At 49.1% G+C, this 15,768-nt stretch carries 10 protein-coding genes and 1 pseudogene; 2 read left to right on the top strand and 9 right to left on the bottom strand.

Annotated elements, in window-relative coordinates; translation table 11 throughout:
* Window positions 1-75: 75 nt before the first annotated feature.
* On the top strand, window positions 76-1,455 hold the full coding sequence (locus ACTOY7_RS07615; protein ID WP_482670402.1) for a uracil-xanthine permease family protein: 1,380 nt from the start codon (window positions 76-78) through the stop codon (window positions 1,453-1,455).
* 246 nt (window positions 1,456-1,701) lie between these two features.
* On the opposite strand, the gene ACTOY7_RS07610 is transcribed toward ACTOY7_RS07615, so the two are convergent.
* The 8 genes and pseudogenes from ACTOY7_RS07610 to ACTOY7_RS07575 all read right to left on the bottom strand — a co-directional run bounded on the left by ACTOY7_RS07610 (window position 1,702) and on the right by ACTOY7_RS07575 (window position 14,003).
* On the bottom strand, window positions 1,702-3,042 hold the full coding sequence (locus ACTOY7_RS07610; protein WP_482670401.1) for a sedoheptulokinase: 1,341 nt from the start codon (window positions 3,040-3,042) through the stop codon (window positions 1,702-1,704).
* A 36-nt stretch (window positions 3,043-3,078) separates the two neighbouring features.
* A complete protein-coding gene (locus ACTOY7_RS07605) occupies window positions 3,079-4,824 on the bottom strand; it encodes an AAA family ATPase (RefSeq protein ID WP_300825139.1) in 1,746 nt (581 codons plus the stop codon).
* Window positions 4,825-5,238: 414 nt separating this feature from the next.
* Window positions 5,239-5,469 (bottom strand): annotated as a pseudogene (locus tag ACTOY7_RS07600) (DUF4869 domain-containing protein); the annotation flags it as partial.
* Window positions 5,469-7,688: an ATP-dependent helicase gene (locus ACTOY7_RS07595; RefSeq protein ID WP_482670400.1), complete on the bottom strand. Its 2,220-nt coding sequence runs from the start codon at window positions 7,686-7,688 to the stop codon at window positions 5,469-5,471. The gene ACTOY7_RS07595 and the pseudogene ACTOY7_RS07600, both read right to left, overlap by 1 nt.
* An 85-nt stretch (window positions 7,689-7,773) precedes the next feature.
* Window positions 7,774-10,587 (bottom strand): DEAD/DEAH box helicase, encoded by a 2,814-nt coding sequence (locus tag ACTOY7_RS07590; protein ID WP_482670399.1) that lies wholly within the window; start codon window positions 10,585-10,587, stop codon window positions 7,774-7,776.
* Between the two features lie 30 nt (window positions 10,588-10,617).
* Window positions 10,618-11,139 carry a hypothetical protein gene (locus ACTOY7_RS07585; RefSeq protein ID WP_160280202.1) on the bottom strand — a complete coding sequence of 174 codons (522 nt, stop codon included), beginning with the start codon at window positions 11,137-11,139 and terminating at the stop codon, window positions 10,618-10,620.
* Window positions 11,140-11,146: 7 nt separating this feature from the next.
* Window positions 11,147-12,247 carry an AAA family ATPase gene (locus tag ACTOY7_RS07580; RefSeq protein WP_160280204.1) on the bottom strand — a complete coding sequence of 367 codons (1,101 nt, stop codon included), beginning with the start codon at window positions 12,245-12,247 and terminating at the stop codon, window positions 11,147-11,149.
* Window positions 12,248-12,527: 280 nt separating this feature from the next.
* Window positions 12,528-14,003 carry an FAD-dependent oxidoreductase gene (locus ACTOY7_RS07575; protein WP_160280207.1) on the bottom strand — a complete coding sequence of 492 codons (1,476 nt, stop codon included), beginning with the start codon at window positions 14,001-14,003 and terminating at the stop codon, window positions 12,528-12,530.
* Window positions 14,004-14,332: 329 nt separating this feature from the next.
* On the opposite strand from ACTOY7_RS07575, the gene ACTOY7_RS07570 reads away from it, so the two are divergent.
* Window positions 14,333-15,100 (top strand): HD domain-containing protein, encoded by a 768-nt coding sequence (locus ACTOY7_RS07570; RefSeq protein WP_300884275.1) that lies wholly within the window; start codon window positions 14,333-14,335, stop codon window positions 15,098-15,100.
* 158 nt (window positions 15,101-15,258) lie between these two features.
* Here ACTOY7_RS07570 and ACTOY7_RS07565 read toward each other — a convergent pair whose 3' ends face one another.
* Complete coding sequence (locus ACTOY7_RS07565; protein ID WP_160280209.1) at window positions 15,259-15,768, bottom strand: prepilin peptidase; 510 nt, start codon at window positions 15,766-15,768, stop codon at window positions 15,259-15,261.

The raw sequence follows: 15,768 nt of genomic DNA, 5'->3' as shown, positions 1-15,768 counted from the left end.
AAATCAACAGGCAGATTCGCCAGGTACAGCTTGTGAGAAGCTGTTTGATGATTTTTACAGAGGAGGATATAAATTATGAGTGAAATCCAAGAGACGAAAAACAAAAAAGAAAGAGACCGTGAAATGGTCTACCAGCTTGACGGAAGACCAGGGCTTGCCACAGCAGTTCCGCTGGGCCTGCAGCATGTACTTGCCATGTTTACATCCAACCTGGCCCCCATCCTGATCATTGCCGGGGTCTGCAGCTTATCCGGCGCCGATACGGTCACCATGGTGCAGTGCGCCATGTTCGTATCCGGCCTGACCACATTTATCCAGTTATACCCATTGAGACTTGGAAAGAATTATCAGGTGGGAGCAAAGCTTCCCATCGTAATGGGGACCTCGTTTACCTTCGTCCCCACCGCCTCCGCCATCGGAGCGGCAGGCGGGATCGGAGCTGTCCTGGGCGGCTGCATGGCGGGAAGCCTGGTAGAAGTATTTATGGGCTTCTTCTACAAATATATCCGCCGCTTTTTCCCGCCCCTGGTCGTAGGCTGTACCCTGGTCACCATCGGGGTCAACCTGCTGGGGATCGGCGTGGATTATTTTGCAGGCGGGGCAGGCGCCGCTGGTTACGGCTCCCTGCAGAATCTCGGCGTGGCGTTCTTCGTGCTGGCCATTGTCATCCTGCTCCAGCGCTTTGGAAAGGGACTGGCCAAAAATTCCGCAATCCTGATCGGGCTGGTGGCAGGCTATGTTCTTGCCGCAGTTTTGGGGATGGTCGATACATCACCCATTGCGGATGCCAAATGGTTCGGCCTGCCTCTTCCGTTCCAGTTCCATCTGGAATTTCAGCTGCCGGCAATCCTCAGCTTCGCGGCGTTGTTTGTAACCTCCGGACTGGAAACCATCGGAAATACTTCCGGAATCACGATTGCGGGATTTGACCGGGAGGCAACGGAAAAGGAAACCTCCGGCGCCATTCTCGCAGATGCCCTTGGTTCCACGACGGCTGCCATCTTCAATGCGCTGCCGAACACTGCTTTCGGTCAGAACGCGGGAATCGTCTCCATGACTAAGGTGGTCAACAGATGGTGTATTGCAACCGGCGCGTTTATCCTGATGATATCCGGGTTTTTCCCGAAGCTGGGCGCTCTGTTTTCAGCCATCCCCAATGCGGTACTCGGCGGAGCGATCATTACCGTATTCGGCATGATCCTGATCAATGGGATCAAGATGATCTCCAAAGCAGGCTTCAGCGAGAGAAATATTCTCGTGATGGGACTGACTTTCGCATTCGGCATGGGCGTACCCGGACACCCGGAGGCTGTCGCACAGCTTCCGTCGGCACTGCAGTTCATCTTTAATGATCCTGTTACGGCAACCTGTATTATCGCGATCCTGGCAAATATCCTGTTCCCGCTTAAGGATGAGAGCGATATTGCGAAGGCTAAGGAAGCGATGCTTGGGTAAATCCGACTTGGGCGGGCCTGGCCTGGGCAAATCGGATTGGAACGTTTGTCCAAATGCATGGAACCTGCGGTTGTCGGTTTCTTTGCAGGCAATTGTGTAAAAAAGCAGCACATCCCCTCTGTAAATCCAGAAGAGACGTGCTGTTTTTTTCGTATTTCCAGTCAGGATCTGCCGCAAACGAATGCTATACAAATAGCACAGGATAAATTTGTAGATGATTTTGCGACAGTTCCATCGTTTCACTCATTACTTTACCGGAAGAAATTCAGGCTGATATGCCCCGGCCGCGATCATCCCGGCCAGTGCTGCCCCATATGCCGCTTCTTCCTTTTGCTCTGCCAGCTCCAGCCGCATGGAAAATCGTTCGGCCATGATCTCCTGCAAATGCCGGTTCCTGCGCAGCCCGTTTCCCGAAGCGATCATCGTCTTTTTTTCTCCGGCGATCCCCTTTTCCATTTTCAGGTACATCTGATACAGTTCATCGGCCATTCCCTCCAGGACGCCTCTTGTCAGGGCGCCGGGCGTAAAATTTTCCGTTCCGATATTTCCAATGCTTCCCTTAAGCTCCGGGCAGTCTCTCGTCCCGGAAAAACGGGTATCTACGTTTAGCCTTTCCTGCCCTTCCTCTTCTGTCTCCAGCAGATGCTCCATCATGCGGTAGGGATCCACATCCTCCGCGCCCATTGCCTTTCCTGTCTGTCTGAAAAAATCTGCCAGAAGCGCATAGGCTCTGCCGCCGCACAGGGAGGAACCGCAAAGGATACAGCTATCCTTGATGAACAGCCTTGTTTCCACCCCTTCTGCCGCAAAGTATTTCTCGGAGTAAACAGATACCTGGCCGCCGGTTCCCATGTTCACCAGAATAGAGTTCCGGACATTTCTCACAGAGCCAAAGAAACTCGCCTGATTGTCGCCTGTCGCGACGCAGACCGGAATTCCCCGGCAGTTCCCCAGAATCCGAAATTCATCCGTCACTTCCGGAAGCATTCCGCAATCCAGATTCAGATTGTCAAAGACCTCTTTTTGAAAGCGGCATTTCCGGACATCATAAAGCCCAAGCCCCGCCGCATTTCCTGCGTGGAGCAGCGGGCTATTTCTCTCTGTCAGCACCATTCCCAGATAATCCGCGATCGTGCACAGGCTGACCGCCGTCTCAGGCACCAGCCCTGCCATACTGTTGTAGATATGGGTTGCCATCCCGTAACCGGTATATAGCTTAACACCATATGTCTCTTCCAGCATCCCGCAGACACTTCTGCCGGCCCCGCATGGTATATTTCCTCTTCCATCCTGCCAGGTATATAAAGGGCTGACATGCCGGCCTTCCTGATCCGTATAGACGATTCCGTGCATCTGTCCCGTCAGTCCGATCACTCCGATATCTGGATATTCTTTCAGGATATCCTCCAGCAGTTCTTCGGACTTTCTCAGGATCACCGCCGGGTCCTGAAGCTTTTCCCAGGGATTTTCGGTTTCTATAAAGCTGCCGTTGCTGATCGTAAAGGATTTTTCCACCCTTCTTGAATCGCTCTCCGCAACGACCGCACTGATCGTTGTGGTCCCGATGTCAATTCCTATCGCTCTCATGATGTACCTCCGTTTTTCCGAGCGCGCACTCCCGAATCAGGAAGCACACCTTACCTTGCATTTCTTTTTCCAGCAGGCGATTCCATATTTGATAACCGTATCCATGCCGTCTTCTATCAGCTTTGCGGCATATTCCTTTTTTTCAATCTGTCTCAGGGCCTCTTCACAGCCCGCCTCCAGGTCTCCATTATCCGAATACTTGATCTCGATCACGATCCCTGTCTCTTTTTCTCCTCCTGCCTCCACCAGTATATCGCTGTATCCTATCCCGGATTCTGCGTTAGAGCTGATTTCCCACTCTCCTCGGTAGCTTAATAAACCTAAAAGTATGCCGTGATAAAAATTTTCTTTTTTTTCCTTTTGTACTGCTGTATCCCGAATGCTGATCGTTTTCTTCAGATAAATATTAAACTGCTTCTCTATGGTGTCTGGATCCGCTTTGACAAACGCATCGCAAAATGCGTCTAATTTCATTTTATCTTTTCGTGTCTCATCATGAAACCAGTCCTGTATCTGTTCAATAAATATTTTTCGTATTTCCTGATTCGGTATGACCAATTGGTATATGCCTTCTTTTGCTTTTCCGCGTTTCGTCAGATACCCGGCAGTAAAAAGTATGCTCCAAACATGATCCACACTTCTGTACAGATCACGATATGTCAGTTCCTGTCTGATCTTTTTTCCTATGCTTTCCCCGCAGATCAGCTGCTCAATTTCCCTGCGGGTATTCTGACCGGCCATCTGCAGGAATTTTCGGATAATTTCATTGCCGCTTGTATTCATCCAGAAAGCCTGCGGTTCTGCGTCCGGTTCGGACATCAGCAGATCAACATAATTAATCACATCCCATGGACAGTATACATCTGCATTTCCAATACTATAACCATCATACCATTCTTTCACTTTCCGGTATGCATCCTCTACCCCATAGAATTTAAGAATCGCTCTCACTTCCTGGTCTGTGAAGCCAAAGTATTCATGGAACCGGACATTTGTAACCGAGAATACTTTAAAATTATTCAAGCCTGTAAAAATACTTTCTTTTGCAATCCGCAGACATCCTGTTAATATGGCAAACTTAAGGCTTTCATTTCCTTTCAATGCCCGGCTGAACATATTTCGTATCAAGCTGACCATCTCATCATAATAGCCTCCCTGATCCGATTTATCCAGCGGAACATCATACTCATCAATCAGCAGGATCACTTTTTGTCCATAATGCTTACAAAGAAGCCGGGACAGAATCCAAAGGCTGCTCCTGAGCACTTCCTCGGACATGATAAATCCCTGCTGCCCCTTCGGATCAATCTTGATCAACTGCGCATACTGCTTTTTTTCCTCTTCCGTAAGCCGGCTGCTCTCCATCAGAAATGAAAATCTAAGCGCCTCATTTCCAACCACAGAACACAATGCGTCTTTTGCACCTTCATAATCTCTGGCTTCCGTATCCTTCAAAGTAACGGCAATGACCGGGAACTTTCCCATAAACTTCTGGCACAGCTCTGATTCTTTCGCAATCTCCAATCCGTCAAAAAGCGTACTGTCGCATCCATACTCAAAGAATGCTTTCAACATATTCATATTCAGCGTTTTTCCGAATCTCCTTGGGCGGGTGAACAGATTCACTTCCCCCCAATGATTCAATAACTCTGTTATCAATCCAGTTTTATCCACGTAGTAAAAATTTTCTGTCCGAAGTTTTTCAAAATTATCAATACCGACCGGCAGCTTTTTCATATCTTCTCCTGTTCCATTGTAGTCATACTTATGAAATGTCTCCATACAGTTTCTTAGCTTAAACAGTATTTTAGCATTATCAATTCAGCTGTGCAATGAAATTATTGATTTTATCTTGTCCGAAACATCAGGCAGGTTACAGGTCACACCTTGACCAGGCGTGCCCTGTAACTCAGGCAGTCTTTCTATATGACCTGCCTGATGTTTTGAGTCTGCTATTTTTTAATCCCAGATAATGAACTTCATAAATCTTTTTGCCGCATTGAACACTTTTGCGGACAAATATGCCTTTGCAAGTTTTTTCTTGGAATAGCACCAGACCGGATTTTCTTTTGTTTTATCTGTCAGGAATCTGGTAAAGAACTGTTCCCAACTGGCATATTCACTACTTCCGATATATTCTTCCGGCTGCTGAAGGATTGATATACTATTGATTTGCCGAAGCACATTCTATATGTTTTCATTCAGCATCAATAATAATGTTTTCACGCCCCCTGATAACCGCTCAGGCGGAATTTGTCCCAGAACCGGGCTGTTGATACATTCTCCGCTCAAAACTTCTGAATCGTCAATATCCCGTATCATCTCTTTTGCAAGTTCGGAATCAAACCACTCCGGCTCATACGTATTATTAAAATAAACGCTTGTATTATAAGCATAGTATTCAGCCGGGATGTGACACGAAACCACTACGCTTCGATCGTAACCTCCCCAAATGCTTTCAAAAACTGCTTCCTCCCATACCCCGCGAACTCTACTTCCACCATCATCTCATCTTCCGACACCAGGATTCCCTCCCCATACTTCGGGTGTCTTGCATGCTTCACGGCTGTTTTCTTCTCTTCCTCCTGCTCTCTTTTATCCCGGATCTGTTCCTGAACCTCCCGGCGGAGCCGCTGCAGATTACTCCTCTTCTCCCCCTCACCGCGCAACTCCTCCCACTCCAGGAGGTGAGGCGGGAGCATCCGCAGATACCGGCTGTATTCCCCGGAAACCCTGGGCTCTCCCGGGTTGGTATAGTAGGACAGTTCCAGTTCATCCTTCGCCCGGGTCATCCCCACGAAGAACAGTCTCCGCTCCTCTTCCTCCTGCTCCATACTCTGGCTGTGAAGCGGGATCAGCCCCTGGTTCATCCCGATCAGGAATACAGTCTCAAATTCCAGCCCTTTTGATGCATGCAACGTCATCAGCTTCACAGTATCTCTGAGAAAAGTAGCATTCCCGATTTCATCATGATTTCCTGTAAAATCACTCTCTTCCGTTTCTCCATCCCCGCTCAGCAGATTCACCCCATACAGCGCCGACCGATTCACAAATTCCCTGGTTCCATCAATCAGTCCGCAGTCTTTTTCTCTGCAATATCGGCAGATTTTTTCCAGAAGCTTTAACACCAGCTTTTCATCCTCGTAATAGGAAGATGCCGTCGGATGTAGCGCTTCCTTCAATCCAAAATACGCAAATACCTCCGCTGCCCCGGGAACTGTTTCGCTTTTCTTCCATTCTTCCTGCTCCTGAAACTCCATCATCCTCCGGTACAGCAGAACACTGTCCCGTTTTTGTTCCTGAATGATCTTCTTCGCTTTCGCCCGGGTACACTTTTCCCCGTACTGCGGATCGGCAAGCACATCCATCCCCACCTGCCCATCCGCAGGATTGACAGAAAACCGCAGCACCCTGATCAGCCAGTCCAGTACCGGAATATCCCTGACAGTCTTCCGTACAGATACTTCATAGGGGATCTGCTGCCTCTCAAATACCTTTTCCAAAATCTCCGACTGTTTCTGCAACCGGTAAAATACCGCGATCTCACCGTATGCCCTGCCGCTGTCATGAAGCGCGCAGATCCGCTCCGCCAGGTATTCCGCCTCCTGAAATGGATCATAGTGGTTCTTTACAATGATCTTTTCCCCTGTCTCCCGGCTGCTCTGGATTCCTGTGCCGGACTGCAGGAATCGGTTTGCCGCTTCCAAGATGGATGCGCTGGAACGGTAATTGACAGGAAGGGACAGCTCCTTTGCCTGAAAACGATGTTTCAGAAGATAGAACATATTCTCCCCCGTTCCCCGCCAGCTATAGATCACCTGATTCGGATCGCCCACCGCAAACAGTCTGGTATCTTTCTCTTTCAGGGCTTCCAGAAATTCAATCTGCAGCGCATCGCTGTCCTGTACTTCATCCACGATGATCCATTGCGGATGCCAAAGCGATGCCGGCTTTTCCCCATATTCCCCCGGCAATTCCTTTGTCCGTCCTTCCCTGGTATATGACATTTCCTTTTCTGATACAGGATTCCCCGTTCTCCCGGCCAGCAGCAATTTTGTGCACACCCGCAGCAAATCGGAAAAAGACATTTTATTCTGCTGCTTCTTTTCCGCTTCCAGCAGCGGATACAGCAAAAACAGATCGTCCTTATATCTGCTGCTTTCCTTGCCCCGCAGATATCCCTGATACTCCTGCTCCAGACGTTTTTTCAATCGGTTCTTGTACTTCACCTTCAGCTTTTGCGCCGCGATCACCTCCGCCGCCAGATCCGCCTCTTCATCCGGACTGATCACCGTGAACTCCCGGTTCCATCCCATCTGCTCCACGGGAAGTTGATTTTTCAGCAAATGCAGCGCCACACTGTGAAATGTACCGAATCCCCGCACCTGCTCCCCGGACAGGCCGTTTTCCTTTTTTCTCAGCCTGCCGATGATCTCATCCGCCGCCTTATTGGTAAACGTCAGAACAACCATCTCTTCTAACGGAACCGATCTTTCATAATGCAGATACAGGATTTTCGCGATCAGCACCGTGGTCTTCCCGCTGCCCACATTGGCATTCACAACACAAGACGGCGACTCGTCCAGCACCGCTTCCATCTGATATGGATTCAGATGCTTCCACTCTTCTTTAAAATCTGTCTTCATCAATTCTCGATTCTTTCTTTTTTTCTACATCAACAAGTAAGAAATCTTCCCTGCCTGCGTTCATACCAATCCCCGGCACAAACAATCATATTTTCATATAATGTCTCTGCAGCTTTTCCTTTCGCTTTTTGTTCTCTTCTGTATTCTCCTCCGCAGTCACTTCCACCTTCATATCAGTTGGACACTGTGCATGCCTGCGCAGTATGCTTTCTATTTCCTGCATATTTTCTGATTCCTGCAACCATGTTTTATAGAATGCGTTCTCAACCGTCAACACCAAGCAATGCCCGGACACTTCCACACGTTTTACGGTCTGCAGGAAGGCCGCGCCGTCTTCTCCATTTTGCGCCGCATTTTCGCAAAGCTCTGCCCATTGTTCCGGCAATTTTGAAAATGCATATTCTTTTCGAACGATCGGCCGCTCCTTCTCCACATATTTCCCGCCGTACTGAGGCGGTTCGCTCTTTTCTTTCAGATTTTTCAGCCCCCACAGTACCATGTTCTTGTCCAGGCTGTAATCCCCCACGCAGGCAGGACAGCCATTTTCACAGGCGCACCCGCTGACCATGCGGATGGCATTGTCAATGATCTGCGGCACCAGATCATAAATTTTTTCCGAATATCCCAGGCCGCCCTCATACCTGTCATAGATATACAGCGCAGCCTGCTGCCCGAACGCATTCGGCTCCTGAGAATGCGCCGGGCCGGACTGATATCCCTCCTCAGATTTTGTATTCAGAGGCATGATCTCATTGTCCAGGCTCGCTGCTTCTTTCGGCGCACGTTCATTTCCGGCATCTCCGGAGTCCTCCCGGAGCATCACGCCGCTGGAGATCACTGCGTCAATGTCCTCCCGTGCCGTCATTGTAACCATCATAGCCGCATTCTTTATGGCATGGAAAATGCCTTCGAAATGGTCATTCAGCACCATCTCCCCAGCCGCGTTCGGCAGCAGCAGGCTATGGTACACTTCGATCACATTCTGAGGAATCTCCATCCAGGTACTCTCGGTATCATAATCCTTCTGCAGGACCTCCGGAAGCTGCACATATCCCAGGTTCTGATGATTATGGAACTGCAGCTTCTTGAACATGCAGATCATTTCATTGATATTGATGTCCCCAAAATGTACCCGCATCCGCCCAAATTCCGTCTCTTCAAATACCTGCAGGATCTTCGTATCCATTTCCCCGGCCGGAACCGTATAGTAATTTCCGGAAAATGGGACGGCTGCGGCAGTCCGGCTGACCAGATCCAGCGTCAGCACCTCGTAAAGCGCTCCCTCATGCATATAGACCGCCCCCGGATGCAGTTCGTGATAGGCCTGGGATTCGTCCATTTCCGTGATCACTCTTGAACCGGATGGCTCTCGTATCTGCTGTCCGGATTCCCCGCTTTCATCCAGGATCAGCTTAAACCGCGTCTGATCCATATTCCGCAGGCTGTAATCCCCTGCCGGAAATGCCGGTCCGGCCCAGGCGAAGCGTCCCGAAATCGATTTGACCTCTTCCGCGTTCAGCAGCACCGGAAGGATCTCCCCCAAGTCCGGAAACAGTCCGATATCATCCATCGTCAGCGGCATTTCCGCCGCAGCCGCACGGACATGGGACAGCTCGATCAGCAGATTGTTCGGATCCACAATGGCATTTTCGCTCTGCATGGAAAAGAGCCATTCCGGATCGACCGCAATGTACTGGTCAAAGGGCTGGTTCGCAAGGATCAGATAGTTGACACATTTTTCCCCGTTTCTCCCGGCCCGCCCGGTCTGCTGCCAGAAGGAAGCCCGGGTTCCCGGATAGCCGGCAAGCACCGTGGAATCCAGCTTCCCAATGTCGATACCCAACTCCAGCGCATTGGTCGAGACCAGTCCGGACAACTCCCCTTCCAGCATCTTCCGCTCGATTTCCTTTCGTTCCAGCGGCGTATATCCGCCCCGGTAGCCCGCAATCCGGCTGCTTCCTTCGTTCCCCAAAAATTCAGCCATATCCAGCTTGTCCCTGGTTTCCTTTAAAATGACCTCCACATTTCTCCGTGATCTCGCAAACGCAATGAAATTCCGCTCGTTTTCCACCAACCGGCAGACCACCTCCGACGCAATGGACGAAGCCGACTTTCTCCCGTATATCTTGTCATGGGAGCCCTTGATCAGGGGAGGCTGAATGATCCGATATTCCTTTTCCGGAGCCGGAGAACCATCCTGATCGATCAGCGCAAACGAGGCCCCGCAGATCAGTTCCGCCAGTTCCACCGGATTTGCAATGGTAGCCGAGCTGCAGAGAAACTGCGGCGCGGACTGATAATAATTGCAGATCCGTTTCATACGGCGGAAGAGATTGGTCAAGTGTGCGCCGAAGGCACCCCGGTAGCTATGCAGTTCATCGATCACTATGTATTTCAGATTGGAAAAAATAAAATCGAATCCGTATTTGCTGTGGTTCGGAAGAAACGCAGAGTTCAGCATTTCCGGATTGGTCAGGATGATATTGGCACTTTTGCGGATCCGGCTGCGCTCTGCCGGCGCAGTGTCTCCGTCGTATACCCCTGCCGAGATCCGCCCCGGGCCGAAGTATTCCAGGATCGGCTGTATCGCCCGGTACTGGTCGCTGGCAAGCGCCTTGGTGGGATAGATAAACACCGCTCTTGTCAGCGGGTTTTCCAGGATCCGCTGCAGAACCGGCAGGAGGAAGCTGAGTGTCTTTCCGCTGGCGGTTGAGGTTGTGATGACTGCGTTTGCGCCGCCCATAGCTGTCTCATACATCTCCGCCTGGTGGATATAGAGCCGGGGGATGCCGCGTGTATTCAGATATTCCCGAATCTCCCTGCACAGAGAATCCGGAAAATCCGCATAAGCGGCAGATTTTTCCGGGATGATCTTTCTGTAGATTGTCAGGTTGTCCATCGCTGTTCCTCCCCTTATTCTCGCCCAACGTCATTTTACAATTCCCTGTTCTACCGGTGCAATCGGATATTTCCCATAGTCTTTATCCTTATTCCATTCTTCTATGGAAACAACATCCAGCTTTTCTATCAGCTTTCTGCCATTTCCTATCTTCTCCTGGAGGGCAAACGGCAATTCCAGCTTCAACCTGTTACGCAGCCTTTTACGCATTGTTACATCTCCATTTGGAAATTCCAGAATATAAACATACGATACCGGCTTTGTCTTATCCAACAGCCTCAAATAATGCAGCGAATCATAAAATTTCCGTATGGCAACAGAAACCTTTTTATCCTCCATTGGATTAAATGCTCCCGGATTCACCGCTCCCGAAATATTCGCATTTTTATATTCTACTAAAAGAATCTCTGTGCTGTTTTCAATCACAAAATCCACATCATTGATATGTAAACCTGCTTCATAATAATCTCCGTGCATCTGATCGGAAGCCCATACAGCATCGGTACAGTCAATGCCGTATACGCCATTCTCTTCCACAAATATTTTCGACATAATATCCTCACTGTTCATACACTTCATCCAGAAGCTTATTGTCGGCAATCATAATATGATTCGGTCCCAGTTCTTCCATTCTATATGCTGATCTGCTGTATATCTCATTGCCATATTTTTCCTGCTCAAGGTATAATTTCTGCAGTGCACCGGGCAATTCCGAACTTCCTCTATACAGATTATGGAACATAACCTGTTCTTTTTCCGTGCGCCGGATTTCCAAATATTTTGCAAAATTGTAATTATGCGTTGCCGCAAAAATCTGAACTCCATTCTTCTGTAATTCCAATAATATTTCAGCAACAAGCGGGTACAATTCCGGATTCAGATTTGCCTCCGGTTCGTCCCACAGAAGAACTGTACCGCTTTCCAACAGGCCGTTCCGGATCAGCTTCCATAATAGGCCTAGTTTCCGCAGTCCCTCTGCTTCAAGAGAAAAATCAATCTTTCGCCCATCCTTTTTTACCACATAGAAGGAATCCTCTTCCAGAATCACCGTACCGTCAATCGCATCACTTATTTTATTCAGGATGCCGCTCATAGCAGCCGGAATTTCTCGTGTTTCCGGCAGCGATGCATTTACAATAATGTCAACCTGTGTACCGTCAAAGGGCATACTGTATTTTTGATTCATAGCCAGAAAGCCTTTGGAATGGGAAAGCATTTCCGTTGTCGGGATAAATACGGATTGGATATTGAGTCCCAGCCATTCGTCATAATGGAAAATCCCGTTATGAGAAAGGCTGTCCTCAAAACTGTGCTCTCCGTCAGAAATCTTATAATAACAAAAATCTTCCTTATTCGTCGTGTTCTTTAACGCTTCGTTATCTTTCAGTTTATCTGAGAAAAAATGCAGCAAACGATTTGTCTTTCTTTCATCCGTCTGTTCATTGGACCATTGGGTGGCTGCATAGATCATCTTAAGCAATGTGGTCTTTCCCACTCCATTTTCGCCGATCAAAACATTGATTCCATCGCAAAATTCCAGTTGGAATGCATCGCGGAGCACATCCCCTGCTTTTATTCCGGTCTTGCAATCATCATTCTGATTTCTCCACTGCCGTCTAAATACCATAACATTCATGACTTCGATTGACTTAATTGCCATATATACCAGCCTCCATCTGTTTCCCAGAAACTGTTGGGAAATATCTTAATATCTGTGTAAATACATTGCTGTTCATATAGTGTCGTACACTCGCCGCACGGCATCCGGCCAGAGTGTAAACAATAACGTAAATACGGAGCAGATATTAAAATTATATCATATGCCTCCCCGCTTGTGTGAAAATATTTTGTCATTCAGAAAAAGTCCATCTGCCCTCTCCGCCCCATCACTGCATTGACCAGATGCCATACAGCGAATGCACGGCACCGTGTCAACCTGATCAAGATTTCTGCGGGAACTCCCCGTCCACCGCCGTCTGCGCCGGCCCGTCGATCAGTCTTCCCCGATAGTCAAACCTGGATCCATGGCACGGGCAGTCCCAGCTTTTCTCATCCGGGTTCCAGGTCAGCTGACAGCCCATGTGGGGACATTTTACGGACACTGCAAATACCTGACCATCCTCCGCTTTATAGACTCCAGCCTTTTCCCCGTGGTACTCTACCACCCCGCCGTGTCCCGGTTTTAACTGATCCAGCTTTTCCTTCGGAGGAATCAATTTTTGTTTCAATAAATTCGCTGCCGCATAGGTTCCTTCCGTAAGAAAGGGTTTCGCGGACGTCACAGGATGAAGTCTCTGGGAAGAAAATACCTCCCCGCATGGATTTTCCCGTCTGCAGATCTGATCTGTGAGCAGCACAGCGGCGGCCATAGACGAAGTCATCCCCCACTTTCCGAATCCGGTTGCTACAAACCAATCCTCCGTCTTCCTTCCAAACTGCCCGATATACGGAATCCCGTCCAATGTCATACAGTCCTGCGCGGACCATGGGATCACACTTTCTTCTTTGTTCCAGCACTTTTCCGGCCAATACATTTCCGCCTGATGTAGCAGAAATTCATACTGCCCTCCCATGGGATTTTCCCCGGTCCTGTGGTTTCCTCCTCCCAGCAGCAGCATGTCCCCGGCAGGCCGGAAGGACAGCCCGTCCCGGTCAATGCCAAGGTACATCCCATGCAGGGTCTGCGCTTCTTTCAATGCCAGAACATAACTCCGTTCCTGGTGCATCCGCAGGAAATAATACCCGGGCCGGTTGACAAATGGATAATGGCAGGCGAATACTACCTTTTCCGCCTCCACGGTCCCCCTGCTTGTTGTCAAAAGGTGCGGCTTCATCCGCAGCACCTTTGTTTTCTCATAAACCTGGAGATTTTCCGCAATGGCCTGGAGAAATTTCAGCGGATGAAAGCATGCCTGGTCATAACAGAACAGAGCTTCCTCCACTGCAAACGGAAGCTCTGTCCTTTTTTTCAGTTCTACAGGCAGCCCCAACTCCTTTGCCGCATAGTATTCGTCCCGCAGCGTCCTGCCGTTTTCCTTCGTATACAGACAGGCAGGACATTCCTCCCAGTCGCAGTCGATCTTATATTTATCAATCAGGATCTTGTACCTCCTGATCGCCTCCTGATTGATCTTTGCGTATTGCTCCGCCTGTTTTTTGCCTGCGCATTTCATAAGCTTCTGGTAGATCAGGCCGTGCTGTGACGTCACCTTTGCCGTTGTATGCCCGGTCTGTCCGCTCCCGATCCGGTCCGCCTCCAGAACGACGCACTGCCGCCCGCTCTGCTCCAGAAAATGAGCCGTCAGTATCCCGGCCAGCCCGCCTCCTACGATTGCAATATCCGTGCTGATATTTCCAGGCAGCTCCGGCCTCGCCGGTATGGCTGTGGACCGCTGCCAGATTGATTCCCTATGCATGCCGCTGCACCTCTCTTATATGATCGTCTGTTGCCATCTTCCATTTGGAACTGCCAGCCTCACAGCAGATCAAATGGAATAGTATAAAATCCTCTATCATGATCGGCTGACAGCCTTTCCGTTTAGCATGCGCGGATTTCCATAAAATATGTCACTGAAACTGTAAAAATTCAGCCTGTATGGTTGAATGTACTAACAGGATCGTGCCATATGAATATCCATTCGTAAGCACCGTGAAATTCCTTGTTGAAATCCTGTGAACAGCTGTACTATAATCTAAGAGGAATATTGCTGATCGCAGTCCGTACAAAAAAACAGGGAGCTTAACTATGATAAATTATACATTTGCCAGAGAAATTTTTGAATCCTACTTAAATGATTATGACCGCACGGATGACAAGGTTCGTTTAAAGATCATCCATACCTACGGCGTTGTGGGGCAGGCCGCAGGTATTGCCCGGCGGATGCGGCTTTCCGATGAAGATACAGAACTGGCGAAGCTGATTGCCCTCCTCCATGATCTGGGCCGTTTTGAACAGCTTCGGCGTTTTGACAGCTTCGAGCCTGATACGATGGATCATGCGGCCTATGGAGTGCAGGTGCTCTTTGAGGAACACATGATCCGAAAATTCCTGCCGGAAACCACCTGGGATCCCATTATCCGTACTGCCATTGCAAAGCACAGCGATTACTGTCTGTCCGGTGTAACCGAAACCAGGACTCTGCTCCACGCCCGGATCATCCGTGACGCAGACAAACTGGACAACTGCCGGGTAAAGCTGGCCGATGCCACGGAAACATTTCTCGGAGCTTCCCCGGAAGAAATCGGGGCACAGGAGATCACTTCCGCGATCTATGCTTCTATATTCCGAAACCAGTGCATCCTCTCCGCGGACCGCAAGACTCTGATGGATTATTGGGTCTCGTATATTGCCTATTTTTTTGATATTAACTTTCGGGAAAGTATGGATATCATTGTAGAAAATGATTATATCTCCAGGATCATCCGACGGATTCCCTATTCGAATCCGAACACGGCGAAACAGATGAATGAGATTGAACATTATGTAAAAAACTATGCGGAAAGATTTTCCTAACCTGGAGAAACCAGAAAAGTTCTTAAAAAGATTTCCAACTGCAGGGTTGGAAATTTTTTTGCCGCTTTGTGCAAGAAATTGCTTCTAAACTGAAACTGCGCTTTCGTCACGTATAGGAACGGTGTTCCGAATATCAGCATATCCGGAACACCTCATGATCAAAAAAATATGGAAATCATCGGATCTCCCCACAGAACCGCGGCAGCCATGCCCGCACACAGGAACGGTCCGAATGCGATCCGGGTCTTTCGGTCTGCTTTTTTTATGAATAGCCGCCAGCTCCCATACGCCGCCCCCAAAAATACCGCAATCCCCAGTGCCAGCAGGCTGTATCTCCACCCCAGGAATACACCGCAGGCCGCCATGAGCTTTATATCCCCTCCGCCGAAAGCTCCCGGTACACACAATGTAAGCACCAGAAGCAGAAGGCTGGCGGAACACATGCCAAACAGCCGGTCCGGCAATCCGATCTCCGGAAAAAGAGGAATGGATAACAGACTGACACCCAATACGGCAAGCACAAGCTTATCCGGGATTGTCCTTGTTTTTCCATCAATCCATGCCGCTGCCGTCAGCACACCAAAAAACAGACACAGTATCACGGCTCTTCCCGCAGGATTCCATCGCTGTACAAACAGATCTGTATTTAAAATAAAATGATTGATCAA

The sequence above is a fragment of the Schaedlerella sp. genome (genome assembly GCF_056796775.1).
This window is presented reverse-complemented; position numbering and strand designations above follow the sequence as displayed.